This window comes from Bacillus sp. S14(2024), from assembly GCF_050473785.1.
In the GTDB taxonomy this organism is placed as follows: Bacteria; Bacillota; Bacilli; order Bacillales; family Bacillaceae_G; genus Bacillus_A; species Bacillus_A yunxiaonensis.
In genome coordinates, this window is sequence record NZ_JBFLUP010000006.1 from 4180287 (window position 1) to 4196727 (window position 16441).

The 16441-nt window shown below is 37.9% G+C and carries 15 protein-coding genes and 1 pseudogene; 4 read left to right on the plus strand and 12 right to left on the minus strand.

The window, feature by feature from the left end:
- Positions 1 to 37: 37 nt before the first annotated feature.
- The 4 genes and pseudogenes from AB1279_RS21175 to AB1279_RS21190 form a co-directional block, all read right to left on the minus strand.
- Positions 38 to 229, minus strand: a complete 192-nt coding sequence (locus AB1279_RS21175) for a tautomerase family protein (RefSeq protein WP_098308999.1) — start codon at positions 227 to 229, stop codon at positions 38 to 40.
- A gap of 49 nt (positions 230 to 278) precedes the next feature.
- Positions 279 to 500, minus strand: a pseudogene (locus AB1279_RS21180) (NADH-dependent FMN reductase); the annotation flags it as partial.
- 56 nt (positions 501 to 556) lie between these two features.
- Positions 557 to 1093: an FAD synthetase gene (locus AB1279_RS21185; RefSeq protein ID WP_429752333.1), complete on the minus strand. Its 537-nt coding sequence runs from the start codon at positions 1091 to 1093 to the stop codon at positions 557 to 559.
- Positions 1094 to 1177: 84 nt separating this feature from the next.
- Positions 1178 to 2656, minus strand: a complete 1479-nt coding sequence (locus AB1279_RS21190) for a 4-hydroxyphenylacetate 3-hydroxylase family protein (protein ID WP_429760809.1) — start codon at positions 2654 to 2656, stop codon at positions 1178 to 1180.
- Positions 2657 to 3259: 603 nt separating this feature from the next.
- Between AB1279_RS21190 and AB1279_RS21195 the strand changes: the two genes are divergently transcribed.
- The gene (locus AB1279_RS21195) at positions 3260 to 3889 is read left to right on the plus strand and encodes a Crp/Fnr family transcriptional regulator (RefSeq protein WP_429760811.1); all 630 of its coding nucleotides are present in this window, start codon (positions 3260 to 3262) and stop codon (positions 3887 to 3889) included.
- A 173-nt stretch (positions 3890 to 4062) separates the two neighbouring features.
- On the plus strand, positions 4063 to 4728 hold the full coding sequence (locus AB1279_RS21200) for a Crp/Fnr family transcriptional regulator (RefSeq protein WP_429760813.1): 666 nt from the start codon (positions 4063 to 4065) through the stop codon (positions 4726 to 4728).
- 99 nt (positions 4729 to 4827) lie between these two features.
- Here the strand turns inward: AB1279_RS21200 and AB1279_RS21205 are convergent, their stop codons facing one another.
- From AB1279_RS21205 to fdhF, 8 genes are all read right to left on the minus strand, one after another.
- On the minus strand, positions 4828 to 4929 hold the full coding sequence (locus AB1279_RS21205) for an FbpB family small basic protein (protein WP_429752341.1): 102 nt from the start codon (positions 4927 to 4929) through the stop codon (positions 4828 to 4830).
- Between the two features lie 9 nt (positions 4930 to 4938).
- The gene (locus AB1279_RS21210) at positions 4939 to 5529 is read right to left on the minus strand and encodes an NTP transferase domain-containing protein (RefSeq protein ID WP_429760815.1); all 591 of its coding nucleotides are present in this window, start codon (positions 5527 to 5529) and stop codon (positions 4939 to 4941) included.
- A gap of 1 nt (position 5530) precedes the next feature.
- Positions 5531 to 6487, minus strand: a complete 957-nt coding sequence (locus AB1279_RS21215; protein ID WP_429760817.1) for an XdhC family protein — start codon at positions 6485 to 6487, stop codon at positions 5531 to 5533.
- Positions 6487 to 6954, minus strand: coding sequence for a (2Fe-2S)-binding protein (locus tag AB1279_RS21220; protein WP_429760819.1), 468 nt, complete (start codon positions 6952 to 6954; stop codon positions 6487 to 6489). Before AB1279_RS21220 ends, AB1279_RS21215 begins: the two co-directional genes overlap by 1 nt.
- Positions 6951 to 7793 (minus strand): FAD binding domain-containing protein, encoded by an 843-nt coding sequence (locus AB1279_RS21225; RefSeq protein WP_429760821.1) that lies wholly within the window; start codon positions 7791 to 7793, stop codon positions 6951 to 6953. The genes AB1279_RS21220 and AB1279_RS21225 overlap by 4 nt, the downstream gene beginning before the upstream one ends.
- Positions 7790 to 10129 carry a xanthine dehydrogenase family protein molybdopterin-binding subunit gene (locus AB1279_RS21230; protein ID WP_429760823.1) on the minus strand — a complete coding sequence of 780 codons (2340 nt, stop codon included), beginning with the start codon at positions 10127 to 10129 and terminating at the stop codon, positions 7790 to 7792. Before AB1279_RS21230 ends, AB1279_RS21225 begins: the two co-directional genes overlap by 4 nt.
- Positions 10130 to 10247: 118 nt before the next feature.
- The gene (locus AB1279_RS21235) at positions 10248 to 10733 is read right to left on the minus strand and encodes a DUF1641 domain-containing protein (protein WP_429760825.1); all 486 of its coding nucleotides are present in this window, start codon (positions 10731 to 10733) and stop codon (positions 10248 to 10250) included.
- Between the two features lie 11 nt (positions 10734 to 10744).
- Positions 10745 to 13687, minus strand: coding sequence for a formate dehydrogenase subunit alpha (gene fdhF / locus AB1279_RS21240; protein ID WP_429760827.1), 2943 nt, complete (start codon positions 13685 to 13687; stop codon positions 10745 to 10747).
- 433 nt (positions 13688 to 14120) lie between these two features.
- Between fdhF and fdhD the strand changes: the two genes are divergently transcribed.
- Positions 14121 to 14921 carry a formate dehydrogenase accessory sulfurtransferase FdhD gene (gene fdhD, locus AB1279_RS21245; protein WP_429760829.1) on the plus strand — a complete coding sequence of 267 codons (801 nt, stop codon included), beginning with the start codon at positions 14121 to 14123 and terminating at the stop codon, positions 14919 to 14921.
- 258 nt (positions 14922 to 15179) lie between these two features.
- Complete coding sequence (locus AB1279_RS21250) at positions 15180 to 15686, plus strand: N-acetyltransferase family protein (protein WP_429752359.1); 507 nt, start codon at positions 15180 to 15182, stop codon at positions 15684 to 15686.
- The last annotated feature ends 755 nt before the right edge of the window (positions 15687 to 16441 follow it).

The window sequence follows — 16441 nt, forward strand, 5'->3', positions numbered from 1 at the left end:
ATTTTGAAGCGAAAACAAAGATGAATGTTTTCTATTTTCAGCCTCTTCTTTTTTCCACCGTCGTTCCACCAATTGCCCAATGTGTCGATGGAATATCGTAAATTAATACCCTAACCCTTTCAGGAGAAACCGCTAACGTTTCAGATACCGTTTGTGTTACATTTTCAATCAAACGTTCTTTTACTTCTTGATCTCGACCCTCGATAATTTTCAGTTCAACAATAGGCATTGGAATCCCCCGTTTACAAAATTAAAAACCAAATTACCATTCAGACGCATTACAACAGAGCTAATGTATTATTCTTTAATCCTTTTTGCATCCATACTACTTCTTTAGCCAAATCCGCAATTCTGCTTAATACTTCCTCATCTACTATTTCATTCTGCTTATTGAAATGGTCGGTATGAGCGTAAACAGAGCCCGGTGCCACATAGGCGCGGAAGTAACCAGCAATTGGTTTTAATTGATTTTCAATCACCAGGTAATGTTGATAAGTCCCCCTTCATCATAACGACGATGGACAATACTATGGCACATTCTTAATTCTTTCAAACCTTAGCTTCCAAGCGGCCATCCTAATAAAGAATAAGATTGTTTAATGTCTCCTTTAGAAATCAATTGACGTATTCTAGTAGACGAAATCAGAATTCCATCTGAACAACAAACAGGTTGAGCAATTTGAACACAAAAATGCTGTGCCAGAAGATTTATATCCCCTTCTCTGTTTTTCCCAAAGCGGAAATCTTCTCCCACCATGATTTCTAAAGGATTCAGATTCATTAAATTTTTAATAAAATCAAGAGGATGGCGACTAGCATATAATTCATCAAACCTTGCAATGATTACATGATCTATTCCCAACTGTCCCAATCGAATCAATTTTTTTGGAACTGGTGTCAAAATACGTGCCCCTTGGAAACAATGTCGAGGAGGCGGATCAAAAGTATACACCACACTTGGTACCCCTAGAATCCTAGCTTTTTTCACCGCTTCTCTAATCACAGCTTGGTGCCCTTGATGAACTCCATCAAAAGCGCCAATTGCTATCACCGATCCAGGTAACCTTAAAATTTCATTTACATGCGTTTCCATATCCCCGCCTCCTCTTGGGATTAAAAGCTGTTTCGATTTGAATCATGAGCACAAACTTCATATATTTGCAGATAAACTCTATATCTATTTATTTGTTACTATTTCTTTCAATTTACTTACTTGTAATGCGTCATCAACCATATCAAATGTACGCTGACGTTTAATTGAATTGTAAAATATAGCTTTTTTCCGGATTGGGTCACCTGTATAATAACGTTCATATTGAAGTAATCGTTGACCGAAAGCCTCGCCGCACAAATCCCAAGCTAACTTGAATACGCTTACACGTTCTGTTGCAGATACGCCCGCTCTTCCAACATAATAACGATCCATATCTTCTCTCAATTCCGGGCTTTCAAAATCAGCACCAGTTGGAGACAACAATAATCCGCCAGCCCCTATGGTTTGCATCAGTTCAATGGCACGCGGATACATCTTTGGCAATAAGCCACGAATCGTTTCAAGAGGCACCCAATTTGGCATAGCCTCACCCTTAGGGGTAATCTCATACTCATACTCTGCAACACGCAATAATGCCCTTATGGATTCCACAGCTTGGAGTAACTCCCCGAGGCTTTCTTGAACATGTAAAAATCCATCTACTCCAATTGAATCAGCTAACCTGCATGTTACTTCCGTAGCAAATTGAAGTTTTAAGAGCCCTCTCACTGCAGACTGATGCGCTGGCTGCTGTGCAATTCCTGTTTTTGGATAAAGAAGGTTTGCGGCTTCCACATTGTTATAAATAAATACTCGATCCCAAGGAACTAAAACATCCTTAAAGACTAATAGCGCATCCATTTCTTCAAAGCGTGATGCTAATGGGTGATCGAACAACGGACGGGTTCCATCCTGCATCGGTTCACGGCAAATGATTCGAAGACCTGGCGTATCAATTGGCAGCGCAAATGATAGCGCATAACGTTCATCACCAGGTTTGTATCCTGGGAAGGTATAGATAATAACTTCGTCTGTGACAGGAGCAAGTGTAGCTAAAAATTTAGCACCTCTCACGACAAGTCCTTCAGACGTCTCTTCAACGACTCCTAAATGAGTGAACATATCCTGTTGCTCATGAGAAGATTTGCTTCGGTCATTTTGAGGATTGATAATGGCATGCGTTAAAAACAAATCATTATCGCGAACATAGCGATAATATTTGCGTATATTTTCAGCCCATTGCTTATTGTATCCTTCAAAAAAGTCAGAATTACTATACATTGAGGTAATTACTATGTTTAAAAAGTCCGGAGATCTTCCCATTAAACCAAAAGTAGCCTTTGCATAAGCTTCAAATGCCGCTCTGCGTTTCGTTAAATCTTCATAGTTTTTTGGAACCAAAAACGCATTGTTCACTCTTTCTCCAGTTTCTTCACAGATGTGGGTAATCTGATCTTGATATTCCGGATCATGTTGCATATCATATAGCTTTGCGATTTCTAGCACTGTTTGCTTTAATACCGGCTCATCAAACACGTTTTCAACTTTTTTTCCTGCAAGCCATACCTCTGGTTTTCGAGACTTTACAGCATTAATATATTGATCACCTGTACGGATTCCCATAACAATCCTCCTAGTTTTATAGTTTTATATCTTTTCATCTCTTTGATTTCAAATAATATCCTCTTTAAACAAGATTAACTTAAATTCTCGCTCGATAATCACACTGAAGATTCCGTAAATTATTGATAAGCTGCTTTTAATGTCCTTTCAGTTGTCACTTCCTTCATAATTTTTTACAGATCTCAATTGTTATTGCTTACCTAAGGCATATTATAGTGATGAATCATCTGGATCACTGTAATCCAGTTAACATTTTATTGATTTTTCAGATAATAATCTGTGTTATATTGATTTTAAATACATTTAAATTTAAACTAGTGTAAAGTATTTAACATTTTTTAATTTTTTTCAGCGCAGGTATGATAGGAATGATTTAAAGAGTCTTATCCTATAAAAGGTAATCAAACCCTCAAAAAAGAAAGCGCTACCAATTATATGTGAAGTAGATTTCCCATCAAAAAATATTCATAGAAAATCAATTTAATATAACGAAATATTATGGTGCCGATTACTTCTATTTCCTTATAAAGAGGGGGACAGTGCTGATAGATCCAGAGTGAATATTCCTAATTTTCAAAAATAAATATTCCAGGAGTGAATACTATGATTATGTTCTTTAATAATCACATTAATTGGAATGAGTATTTAAAATTTGGAACTAGGCAATTTTTCAAAGAAAAAACAGTGGTATATGAGCAGGGTACAATCGGAGATGGCTTTTACTATGTTCATAAGGGCTTAGTTAAAGTGATTACCTCTACAATAAAGGAAAGTGACCGTATATTAAATATCGTAGTCCCTGGCCAGTTATTAGGTGTCCAAACAATGGATCGACAGGTTCACTTTACAACGGCTATAACAGCAAAAGACTCCATACTCTATTATTTTTCTTATGAGAAGTTCCAAGAACTCATAAGCTTACATCCAACGTTATTAAACCTTTTTACAAAAACGGTAATCCAAAAAATGCACCTTCTTACTGAGCAAATTCATTTAAACACGCATTCTGCAGAGAAACAAATTGCCTCAATCCTTCTAAATATTTGTTATGAATTTAAAAATTATGAAGTTCTTCTAACACAACAAGATCTCGTGAAGTGTACAGGCTTAACACGGATAACTGTATACAAAATATTAAAACAATGGCAGAAAGAAAATATAATAGACATTCATAAGCGAAAATTTATAATTACAAATCCAGATTTATTAAGAAACTATGTTATCAATTCATAGACAATTGTACTTAACGCATATAGTGCAAAACTTTTTCCTCTAACATTCATTTCGTATATATTCCTTAATTATCCACTTTGGCAGAGATAAAAAGTGGATAATTAGTTGAAATATAAAATTTCTGTTGCATTACCTAAAGGAAAAACACATTATTTATCAAAAGAGGGTGTCAAATGTTAAATCTTCGCTACGCATGGAGTTCATTTTTAAAATATGGACAATTTATCGAGGTGAAAGAAAATACAGTTATTTACCACCAGGGAAGTGACGGAAAAGGATTTTATTACTTAAGCAAAGGAGAAATAAAAATTACAATTCTATCCGATAAAGGAGAAGAGCGTACCGTTAACTATGTTCCGAAAGGTATGCTGTTTGGGGAGAATGGAATTAATAAAGAAGTCTATTTAACTACCGCAATCACAACATCTCCTTCAGTTTTGTATCATTTCTCCGATGAAGCATTAACAAGAATATGTAAAGAACACCCAAATGCAGCGACTATATTTACGAATTCCTTAATTTATAAATTCAGATTGTTGGCAGAGATTATTGCTTTTCTTGATAGCCCTGTTGAACAACAAATGGCACACTATTTACTAAAGCTTGTTAATGAAAACGGTAAGTTTACCATTAATCAAACATCATTTGCCCGTTACATTGGCACATCTCGTATTACCGTAAATAAAATTTTCCAAAAGTGGAATAAGGATGGAATAATTAAACTTTCTGATCGAACAATCCATATTATTGATACTAATAAAATGAAAGAAATTCAAGGCTCTGGTATGAGAAATTTACCAAACTTGGATATGCTAATATTATCATCCTCTCAAAAATAAATGTATTGGGGAACATCTAAAAAATATATATGAAAGAAGAATATCTTCAAATAATTGAATTTTTCGTCAACTAGTGAATGAATAAAAAACTAGCCATTACTAGGCTAGTTTTTTTGTTATATAAGATTGTTCGATTCGTTGCTCAATTTTTTCTAAGGCTTTTTTATCATTGACTATTTTTTGTGTATTTTCTTGTACCAAATATATTCATCACTTTATAATTTTCGTATAATCACTCCAACTATTCACATCATAAAAAAAGGCCGCTTCTTCATATGGTATCGTTATGCCCTTTACAAATGACTCTTGAAAAATAGTACGAGCTCCTTGATCACCTTTTAATCTTTGCAAATAAGGAAATACTTTCTTTGCAAATAAAACAGGCGGTCTTACAATTCCGCGATACTTTGCTGCTACATAATGGACCGTTTCATTTTGTTTATAACAATCTATTAATTCATTAATTAGCTCTGTTTTAATAAAGGGTTGATCAGCCAGTAAGACAACAATTCCATCGGCATTCATATGCATTGCTTTCTTAACACCGCAGCGAAGTGAATGTGATTGTCCTTGGCTAGAATGGGAACAAGAAAGAATGTGCAAGTTCTCATATCGTAATGATTGTGAAACCCAACTCGCGTCATTCGTGACAATAATAATATCGGAGAGGTTTGAGGACAAGGCAGTTTTGAGGGCTGCATTACCTAGTGGTTCATTATGTAAAGGAAGAGAAAGTTTATGTATTCCCGGTCCCATTCGTCTACTATTTCCAGCCGCCAAGTATATACCAATGATGTTCATCTCACTTTCCCCGCAACTGCCCGATGATTTCAGCCATGATACTAATGGAAATTTCACTTGGACCTTGTGCACCAATTGAAATTCCAACTGGAAAATGGAGATGATGAGGGATTGGTTTCCCTTCTAATAAGCGCTCTGTACGATGACGGGGTCCTAAAACACCTATATAACGAACATTTTTTTCTAATAAGAGAGATAGTAATTGTCGATCTTTTTCAAAATGATGCGTCATAATTACAAGAAAATCACTTGGATATAATGAAAGTTGTTGTATCACTTCTACTGGAAAACCAACTACACATGCATCAGCATGTGGAAATTGATCAGTATTACATAAGGCCTCCCGCCAATCGCAAACTGATACAAAGAAGCTCGTTTCCTTCGCAAAACGAACGAGTGGCTTTGCATCCTCTCCTGCGCCAAAAATAAATAGGCGGGGCTTTGGTATAAAATGTTGGCTATAATAGTCATCTTGTAAACCATTTTTCAAGTCAGTTGCCTGCGGAATAAATCCTTCCCAATTACCACGCGTATTACCATTGTTATATATAAGTGCAGTTTGCTCTAAGGAAAGATTTTTCACCATCCAAGCGGAGGAACCATTTGTAAGGTGAATATATAACTCTTGTAAAATCGCTTTATAGTTATCATCTATATGCTCCACTAATACATGAATGACACCATTACATCCTACTCCCCAAGACAAATCATCTTCTGCTTTCGTATTAAATGTATGGATCGCCCAAGTGTTATGCTCCATAACATCTGTTGCATAGTAGAAAAGCTCTTCTTCTATGCAACCTGCGCTTAGCATTCCTACTTTTGTACCATCTTCTCGGAAAAGCATTATCGTTCCTTCTTTTCTATATGCCGATCCTTCAACATGAATAATCGTCGCTAACGCACAGCGTTTTTCACAACATAAAAGCGCTTCTAGTACATCATATGTGGAAGCCATTATGAATTTCCTCGCTGCTTTTGTAAGACAGACTTTACAGCTTCTTCAATTTCTTGATAACTTGTGCATCGGCAAATATTAGAACTTAACCATTCCTCAATCGTTCGATCATCTGCATCAGGCCTTTGCGACACAAGTCCGTGGCAATTCATAATAAATCCTGGTGTACAGTACCCGCACTGGAAAGCCCATTTCTCTTCAAAAGCTCGTTGAATGGGTGCTCCTTGTAATCCCTCAATCGTTGTAACTTGCTTTCCAACTGCTTCAACAGCTAACATAATACAAGACTTAATGGGTGTCCCATCAACAAGAACTGTACAAGCACCACAATCACCATTTTCACAGCCAGGCTTCGCTCCTGTTAAATCAAGTTCATAACGTAATATATGTAGCAGCGTATCAGCCATCCTGGCAACTACTTCTCGTCTTTCGCCATTTACATGCAAAATAAGTTGGACGTCCCTCATGATTCTCCCATCCCTTCAAGCTTGATCAGCATATCATGAAGTACATATTGAAATACAAATGTCCGATAGGCATGCGAGCCTCTTATATCATCTAATACAGGAGCAGGCGTATGGGTTAGAGCTCGTTCAATTCTTTCCTCAAATGGAATATGCTTATTATTTAAATCCGCTTCCATCCTAAATGAACGAAACGGAAAAACACACAAGCCGCTGCACGCCATCCGAATTTCGTCACCATATTTTATCGCTGCAACTGTCACAAGAGGATAATCAATTTTTTCAAGTTGCCGTTTTTTCACACTATAATATGGCGATGTTACATACCGCTTCTCTGTAATGATTTGTACAAGAAACTCACCCTTTTGTAATTGTAATTTTTCCACAAAGGCTCGATGAGCAGGTACATACCGAATCCCCTCTATCCCTGCAATGATAAATGTACTATCAGCTAGTAAAAAAGGCAGCACTGCCTCCTTATATTTAATCCTTCCCGCAACATTTCCACCAATCGTAATTTTATTTCTTGCTGTACGATCCGCAGCCCGGCCTGCAGTTTCACCAAGAAGCGGAAAGATTTGCGCTTCTTGAACACTCGTTATCGTTAATGTTGCACCAAGTATAAGTTTGTCGTCCTTCCATTCACAAACATTACATTCCGGAATATCTTTTATATCAATAACAGCTTTTGTTCTAATTCGCTGTGAACGCCCCATCGTAATAATTTCTGTGCCGCCTCCATAGTAAAGCGGCTTCTTTCCCTCTTTATCTAGCTGGTGAAATAACTGAATTGCTTCTTGAATAGAATTCGGACGATAATACTCAAAATCAAATGGTATCATTCAATCCCATCCTTTTTTTGCGTCTCTTTCCAAAGTAATTCTGGAGTAAGCGGTAAGTTTCGCAATGAAATACCAGCCGCAATTGATAGACTATTCGCTAAAGCTGCCGGCATGCCAATAATTCCATGTTCCCCAAGTCCTCTAGAGCCAAATGCAGCTTGCTCATGCGGTACTTCTACAAAGTCCACTATATACTTTGGCTGTTGTCCATAATGGATGACTTTATAAGAACGAAACTGATGATTCAAGTTCCTTTCTTTTGCATCATAGTGAAATGTTTCTCGCGTTGCAAAACTTAGCCCCATACTCATGGCTCCCATAATTTGCGTCTCTGCTCCCTTTTTATTTAAAATTGTTCCCGCATCTGCAACTGTTACAGCATTCAACAATCGGTATGTATAGTCTTTAGGATTAAACTCCACTTCTACTGCTTGCGCTCCTACTCCCCATTCAGGTCCTTGTCTGCCTTTCCCTGTCTCATAATCAATTTCTGTAAGTCCCTCAGATACGTAACTACCTCTCCCCACCACTTCAGTTCCTTTTACATTTCCATTTGAATCTACATATCCAAACACAATTTTCGAAAAAGGTACATACATAGTCGGATTCATTTTGACATAGACTTGTTTTCCTGCAATCTCTAATTCTTCCACGGGGTATCCAAGTAAATTTGAAGCCGTTTGTCGCAACTGTCTCATTGCATCTTCTGCAGCCATTACAACCGCATTTCCAACAAGGAGTGTCGTTCGACTCGCTGCTGTTTTCCAATGTTTTGGAGAAACTTGTGTATTTACCTCCATCATTACATGTACATCATCAGTATTCATGTTCATTTTCTCTGCAACCATTTGTGTGAGCACCGTTTTTGTTCCCTGCCCAATTTCAACAGCACCGCAATTAATATTGACACTGCCATCACCGTTAAAGGTTAACACAGCACCTGCTCCGGCATTACTTGGTGTAGTGGAATTTTTCCAGAAGCAGCTAATCCCTTTTGCACGTACCATGCCATTAGATAGAACAACTTTATTTCCCGCTTCCCAATTTATAAGCGATTTTAATTTTTGTAGGCACGCTGTCACGTCTCCCGTATTACTTGATGTGACAGGTACTTGTGTCGGTGTTGTATCTCCTGGTCTAATCGCATTTTTCAGGCGAAATTTAAGCGGACACATCCCTAACTTCTGAGCAAGTATATCAATCGTTCGTTCCATTACAAACGTATACTCCGAATGCGCAAAACCTCTAAACGACGTTGCATATGTATGGTTTGTATACATAGCAAGCGAATCACACCAAACATTCTCGATAGCATATGGGCCTGTGCAGTCCAGTCCAGCCGCCTGGCTCATTTTTACTGCCCGACCAGCATAAGCACCGCCGTCAAATAAATACAAAATTTCGGCTGCTTGTAGCTTTCCATCTTTTGTGCATCCAAGCTTTACTTTTGCTTGTAAACCGATATGAACAGGAGACGTAATAAAATCTTCTTCCCTACTATTTCGAAGAGTAACTCGTCTTCCCCCTACTGCTTTTGAAGCAAGATATGCTAAATATTCAAGTTGTACCGCTGTTTTCCCCCCATATGCGCCTCCAACTAACGGCACGTATACAATGACTTTCCCTTCATCAATTTGAAACGATTTACTTAACTGCCTCTTTATTTCAAAAGGAGCCTGCGAAGTAGAATGAACAATAACGTCTCCATTAGGCTTAATTTCTACCCTAGCACACCGTGTTTCCATTGCCGCATGATCGGATTGCCGAAAAGAAAATGTTTCTTCAACAACCGCATCACTGTCAGTAAATCCTTTTTGAATATCACCTTTACGGATTTTCGTCCGATTTGCGATATTTGTATGCGGCTTTGGGTATACTTTGTCTTCTAAGTCATATTGTTCCACATGTTCATGTACTAATATGTTTGATTCGTTATAGGCCTGCAAGGGCGAACGAATAGCCGGAAGCTCTTCATATATCACACGGATCCGTGTCGTTGCCTCTCTTGCAATCGCTTCATTATCCGCTACAACAAGCGCAACAGGTTCACCAAAATATCGTACTTTCTCAAAGGCTAACGGAGGACGATCAACGATGCTTGAACCGACAAGAATAGGATAATCAGCTCCTGTTATCACAGCATGTACGCCCTGTACTTTCTTCGCTTCACGAATATCTATACTCTTAATATAAGCATGCGCATATGTACTCGTAAGAAGTTTTGCGTATAGCGTGCCAACCTCTATTTCATCATTAATATACTTCGCTCTTCCCGTTACCTTATCGGCACTTTCTTTTCGCTTAACACTTTTCCCAATGATACGATACCGTTCCATTCCGAGCCTCCTTTGTTGTATCCTTCTACCATCCTATTTACACTACTAACAATTTAGTACAAATCTCTCTATACAAAAAATAGGCTACTAGTATTTAGCTAGCAGCCTATTTTTCTTATTAGTTCTTCTTTTCTAGTTCTTGACCAAATGCTTTCAAAAAGTTAAATCCAAATGTAATTGCTCGATTTATATCTGGATCTCGTAATACTTTAAAGAAATCCATTACACTTGTTTTCTGACCTTTTTTTAATTCATCTGTTGCATATTGTAAACCTGTAACTAAACTGGATGTTACTTGCTTAGTCACTTCTGGGTCTACTGAAGATAGTGCTTCTCCTGCACCCATCATATTATTTAATGCATTTTTTACTGGTTCACGGTTTAGTTGTTCGATCGCAATTTTCGAAACATCTTCTTTCGCTGCCAACAAGCTCACTGCAGCATCTAACAAACCAGCTTTTTGAAGCTGTGCTAGCAAATGAATCGTTTCTTCAATTGCCTGTTGATTCTCTCCTAATTGCTGTAATAATTCCTCAGAAGCCTGTTGCTTCTTTTGTTCTTCTGTTACAACCGTTTTTTGAATCATCGTAATTTCTTTTGCCACAGTGCTCCCCCCTAGTTTTCATCCACAAGTGATACATATTGTTTTCGTTGCCATTTCTTCTGCACTTCAACACCATTTTGCGGATGACGCTTTTTATTTCGCGGGTTAGAAGCAGGCAGCGGACGATTTCCTTTTTCACGCAGCACACGCATTTTGACGCGTGTTTGTTTATATGCCGGTGTACATGTATAAAGATCGGTCGCCGTTCCTGTTAAAATATTAATTGCTTCTTCATTTACTGTTGCATGCATCGGTAAATATAATTCGTTTCCAGTCACACGATCTGTAATAAGTGCCGGAACTTTTATTTTTCCAAACGGTGATGCAAGTTCTACGAGACCTCCATCTTTCACATTTCGCTCCATCGCTAGCTCTGGAGAAATCTCAACAAATACCTCTGACATTTTCGATAAAATACCTGCCGATTTTTTTGTCATATTCCCCTCATGGAAATGTTCGAGCATTCGGCCATTATTTAATAATAAATCATATTCTTCCGGGGCCTCGACTGGCGGTACCCATTCATTAAGTGATAGACGTGCCTTTTTATCAGGAAAATTAAATCCATCTACATATAATAATGGTGTATCACTGCCATCATGACTGCCCCAGCACAAGCTATTCCATCCTTCTAAACGGTCATATGTTGCCTGTGAATATAACGGAGCAAGTGATGCGATTTCATCCATAATTTCGCTTGGATGTTCATAATTCCAATTTGCTCCTAGCGTACGAGCTACCTTTTGAAGAATCCACCAGTCTGGTTTCGAATCACCAAGCGGCGGCATTACTTCGTATAAACGTTGAATGCGGCGTTCTGTATTCGTAAATGTGCCTTCTTTTTCTAAACTCGGTGCTGCTGGTAAAATGACATCTGCAAAACGAGCTGTTTTTGTTAAAAACATATCTTGTACAACAAGGAAATCAAGATTTCCTAAAATGTGCTGCACATGATTAGCATTAGAGTCGACTAATGCCATTTCTTCCCCCATGACATACATGCCACGTAATTTCCCTGCTTCTGCAGCAATCAGCATCGCAATATTATTTAATCCTGGTTCTTTCGGAATAGGTACGCCGTATGCACTTTCAAATTTTGCGCGCAGTGCATCATCCGATATCGCTTGGTAACCAGGCAACCAGTTTGGTAATGTTGCCATGTCACAAGCACCTTGTACGTTATTATGCCCGCGAAGCGGATATGCTCCAGCACCCGGACGACGGTAGTTACCTGTTACAAGCAATAAGTTTGAGATAGCAGCAGACGTAGTACTTCCACCTGTATTCTGCGTCACACCCATGCCCCAAAGTACACATGTGCCATCTGCATCGCGAATCATTTTTGCCATTTCTTTTAATGTATCTTTGGAAATGCCTGTTATACTTTCTGTATAATCAAGCGTATACTTCTCTAACATTGTTTTATATTCATCAAAATTCTTTACGTTTTCAGTCACAAATGCTTTATCATGCCAATCTTGATCGATCATATATTTCGTTACACCTGCAAGCCAAACATAGTCTGTCCCTTGACGCGGGTGAACAAATAAATCGGCACGCTCTGCCATTTCATGTTTACGTAAATCAGCCACAATTAATTTTTGATCATGCAATTTATGTGCACGTTTCACGCGCGTTGCAAGAACTGGATGACCTTCTGTTGGGTTTGCCCCAACAATAATAACAAGCCCAGCCTCTGCGATATCTTTAATTGTCCCTGCGTCACCGCCCATGCCTACAGTTTTAAATAGACCGTCTGTTGCCGGTGATTGACAATAACGGGAACAGTTATCCACGTTATTTGTTCCGTATACTTGGCGTGCAAGCTTTTGCATTAAATAGTTCTCTTCATTTGTTACTTTAGACGAAGAAATAAAACCAAAAGCATCACTGCCGTATTGATTTTTAATATGACTCATATTTGCTGCAACAACTTCCATCGCTTCTTCCCAAGTTACTTCAACAAACATGTCTCCTTTACGGATAAGCGGCTTTGTAATACGTTCTTCACTATTTACAAAATCCCATCCAAATTTCCCTTTTACACACGTTGAAATCCCATTTACCGGTGCATCTGATACAGGCTGTACTTTTAAAATTTGACGGTCTTTCGTCCATACTTCAAATGAACATCCTACACCGCAAAACGTACAAACAGTTTTCGTTTTATTTATTTTCGTTTTACGCATTGCTGCCTCTACTTCCGAAACAGCTAAAATACTGCTATAACCCGGTTCTACATCCTTAACAAAATCAATCATTGGATTTAAAACATCTTGTTTGAGACCTGTCATAAAGCCAGCTTCCCCAAGCATCGACTTCTCCATTAAAGCATTACATGGACAAACAGTTACACATTGACCGCAACTTACACAAGACGAATCATTAATTGATACGCCATTATCCCAAACCACACGCGGCCGATCTAAATTCCAATCAATTGATAAGGTTTCATTTACTTGTAAGTTTTGACATACTTCTACACATTGACCACATGCAATACATTGATTTGGATCATAACGATAAAATGGATGAGACATATCCACTTCTGAAGCGCTCACCTTTGGTTCATATGGATATTTCTGCTCTTCAATCCCCATCATATGCACTGTATTATGCACTTTACAATTCCCGTTATTATTATCACAAACAGTACAATACAATAGATGATTCTCCAATAACCGATCCATCGCTTCTGTTTGTGCTTCAATCGCTCGCTTTGATTTTCTTTCAATATACATACCTTCTTCAAGGTTCGTTGAACATGCACGCACCAACTTCCCGTTTACCTCAACAATACACGTATCACATGTCTGAATTGGATCTACTTCTGGTACGTGACAAATTTGCGGATGTTCAAGCTTTCTTTCGTTTAATAACTGCAAGATCGTTTTCTTACCAGATGAAATATACTCTACGCCATCAACAGTTACACGAATTGTGTGTTCTGACATCTTTCCCCTCTCCTTACAACCAACTGTACAACATGTTTTAAACACATTTTGAATACGTTTTCAAAACAATGTTGCTATACACTATTTTTCAAAATAGAAAGCAGTTCTTAGAGTTAGATTCTTGATGTATAAAATAAGCTTACAATCGATGTATATTACTACTATTCTATTATATCGTAGAACACAAATAATCACCAAGAAATGTAGCAAAAATACAAAACGAATGCGTTTCCTTTTCTATTGTTTTATGATAAAGTGAAACTTCCTTTTGGAGCGCTCTTCTCCAAAAGGTCAGCCCTCACCAATCGGGCTTTTACGGGCAGTTATCCCCCACCTGTCTTCTTCGCTTTTCTCTCAATCTTGAGGTGGGGGTCTTACTGCCCTAAAATAGCGGGATGAAAATGGGAGAATAATTGATAAAGGGGAATTTTATATGGAGTCTGTTCAAGGTACATATCCAATGATTCAGTACCGAAATGGTACATTTCATCAAAAAGATGATGAAATTGTAACAGAATATCCACTTACAATTAAACTAAATGGTGAAGAATATGTAACGATTGTCTGTACACCTGATCATATTGAAGATATGGTCGTTGGCTTCTTAGTATCAGAAGGGATCATTCCTTCCTATGAACACATTGAACAATTATGGATCCAAAAAGAAAAAGGATTTGCGCATGTAACAACATCGCAAACAAATCCACTATATCAAACTTGTTATAACAAACGTTATGTTACATCTTGCTGCGGGAAAAGCAGACAAGGCTTTGTATTTGTCAATGATGCTGCAAAAGCAAAAACAATGCACGATATTCATATTACTCTCAAGCCAGAAGATTGCTTTCGCTTAATGAAAGATTTACAAGAGTCCTCTACTACTTTCAAGCAAACAGGCGGTGTACATAACACTGCGTTATGTGATGCAACACAAATTCTTATTTCCCGAATGGACATTGGGCGCCACAATGCTTTGGACAAAATTTACGGTCATTGCTTACGTAATAACATTTCAATACATGGAAAAGTAATTGCCTTTAGCGGCCGCATATCATCGGAAATTTTACTCAAGGTAGCAAAAATCGGCTGTGAAATTGTCCTATCGAAATCAGCCCCGACAAAATTAGCTTTAGAGCTTGCTCAAGATTTAGGAATTACTGTCGTTGGCTTTATTCGCGGTGATTCTTGTAATATTTACACACATCCACAGCGAATCGAAGGGTTTATAAAGTGATACTTCCTTTTGAAGCGCTCTTCTTCAAAAGGTTAGTTGACCCAATCGGGCTCTTACAGACGGTTTGGTATTACTTCGCAACTAAGCGCCTTACCGACTGTTAGAGCGGGGTAAAGTGAAGCTTCCATATAAAAAATTAAAAAGGTTTCTCACATGAGGAACCTTTTTAGTTATAAAAACGTAACATATATAGCTATTGAATAATTAATAAAGTTAATATATAATTTCATTACATAAAACCATTAGGAGGTTGCTTGTATGAACATTCGTGTCTTAACAAAAGAAGATGCAAGTATATATTTACAGCTTTGCGTAGAAGGGTTAACTCAAAATCCTGAAGCATTTAGTTCCTCTTATGAAGATGTTATGAAACAAGAAAATCCTGTTGCTGCAATGGCGAAACGATTAGACAATCCTGAAAAATTTACAATAGGTGCTTTTAAAGACGATGAATTAATCGGCATCGCTACACTTGAAATTAAACCATTTATTAAACAAGAGCATAAAGCAAAAATTGGCTCTGTGTATGTTTCTCCGAAGGCACGTGGTCTTGGTGCTGGAAGAGCATTAATTGAAACAATCATTGAAAATGCACCAAGGTTAAATATAGAACAAATCATGCTTGATGTTGTTGTCGGAAATGAACCGGCAAAGAAACTATACGAATCACTCGGTTTCCAAACATATGGCGTAGAAGAACGCGGTTTAAAATATAACGGACAATATTGGGATGAAGAGCATATGGTTTTATTTTTAAATACTTAGTCATAGAAGACCACTAAAAAAGCCCCGCACATTGTGCGAGGCTTCTTATTTTTATCCCGTCCAGGCGGGTTTTAATACAAACTCATCTATAAGAGCCCAATTGGCTCAGTTCATTATCATCGTTACCGTAATACAGGCTATAGCTGCATTTCGTTTCTATTTTTTAGGAATCCTTCTTTATGTTCATTATTTAAATTCCCTTTATTAACAAAAAAAGGTGAGATAGAAATTTTTCTTATCCGATGCGAGGTGAATACGAAAAATTTTCTCTATCTCACTTACACAATAGAATGGAATTTGCCATTTTGAAAAACAAAATGACAAGACGTTATGTCGCAACATAGGGTATTTTTTGTGCTGCTACATTCCCAATTATAAAAGAAAGATTTGCAAAAGTAGTGCATTTTTTATGGCAATTGTCCTTTTCTTTATAATATGAACAGTGTTTTTTATAAAGTTCATGTAAAATATATAAGGGAAACTTCTAGCAATGAGGACTTAACTTTACCTATCTTCTGTAGAAAAGCGGAAGCGGCTCGCCCGAGGGGACGAAACGACCGGGGATTCTAGCCGCTAGAGCTGGACAACGATTCTCTCTCAATCTTGAAGTGGGGACCTACCGCCCGCGAATAGCGGGATAAAGTGAAACTTCCTGTTGGAGCGCTCTTCTCCAACAGGTCAGCCCTCACCAATCGGGCTTTTACGGGCAGTTATCCCCCACCTAGCTTCCTTGTTCCTCTTTGAATCTTGAAGTG

What these genes read in the sequence shown, in the direction of transcription:
- AB1279_RS21175 (WP_098308999.1), bottom strand. Translation starts at nt 229, where the DNA reads ATGCCTATTGTTGAACTGAAAATTATCGAGGGTCGAGATCAAGAAGTA.
- AB1279_RS21185 (WP_429752333.1), bottom strand. Translation starts at nt 1,093, where the DNA reads ATGGAAACGCATGTAAATGAAATTTTAAGGTTACCTGGATCGGTGATA.
- AB1279_RS21190 (WP_429760809.1), bottom strand. Translation starts at nt 2,656, where the DNA reads ATGGGAATCCGTACAGGTGATCAATATATTAATGCTGTAAAGTCTCGA.
- AB1279_RS21195 (WP_429760811.1), top strand. Translation starts at nt 3,260, where the DNA reads ATGATTATGTTCTTTAATAATCACATTAATTGGAATGAGTATTTAAAA.
- AB1279_RS21200 (WP_429760813.1), top strand. Translation starts at nt 4,063, where the DNA reads ATGTTAAATCTTCGCTACGCATGGAGTTCATTTTTAAAATATGGACAA.
- AB1279_RS21210 (WP_429760815.1), bottom strand. Translation starts at nt 5,529, where the DNA reads ATGAACATCATTGGTATATACTTGGCGGCTGGAAATAGTAGACGAATG.
- AB1279_RS21215 (WP_429760817.1), bottom strand. Translation starts at nt 6,487, where the DNA reads ATGGCTTCCACATATGATGTACTAGAAGCGCTTTTATGTTGTGAAAAA.
- AB1279_RS21220 (WP_429760819.1), bottom strand. Translation starts at nt 6,954, where the DNA reads ATGAGGGACGTCCAACTTATTTTGCATGTAAATGGCGAAAGACGAGAA.
- AB1279_RS21225 (WP_429760821.1), bottom strand. Translation starts at nt 7,793, where the DNA reads ATGATACCATTTGATTTTGAGTATTATCGTCCGAATTCTATTCAAGAA.
- AB1279_RS21230 (WP_429760823.1), bottom strand. Translation starts at nt 10,129, where the DNA reads ATGGAACGGTATCGTATCATTGGGAAAAGTGTTAAGCGAAAAGAAAGT.
- fdhF (WP_429760827.1), bottom strand. Translation starts at nt 13,687, where the DNA reads ATGTCAGAACACACAATTCGTGTAACTGTTGATGGCGTAGAGTATATT.
- fdhD (WP_429760829.1), top strand. Translation starts at nt 14,121, where the DNA reads ATGGAGTCTGTTCAAGGTACATATCCAATGATTCAGTACCGAAATGGT.
- AB1279_RS21250 (WP_429752359.1), top strand. Translation starts at nt 15,180, where the DNA reads ATGAACATTCGTGTCTTAACAAAAGAAGATGCAAGTATATATTTACAG.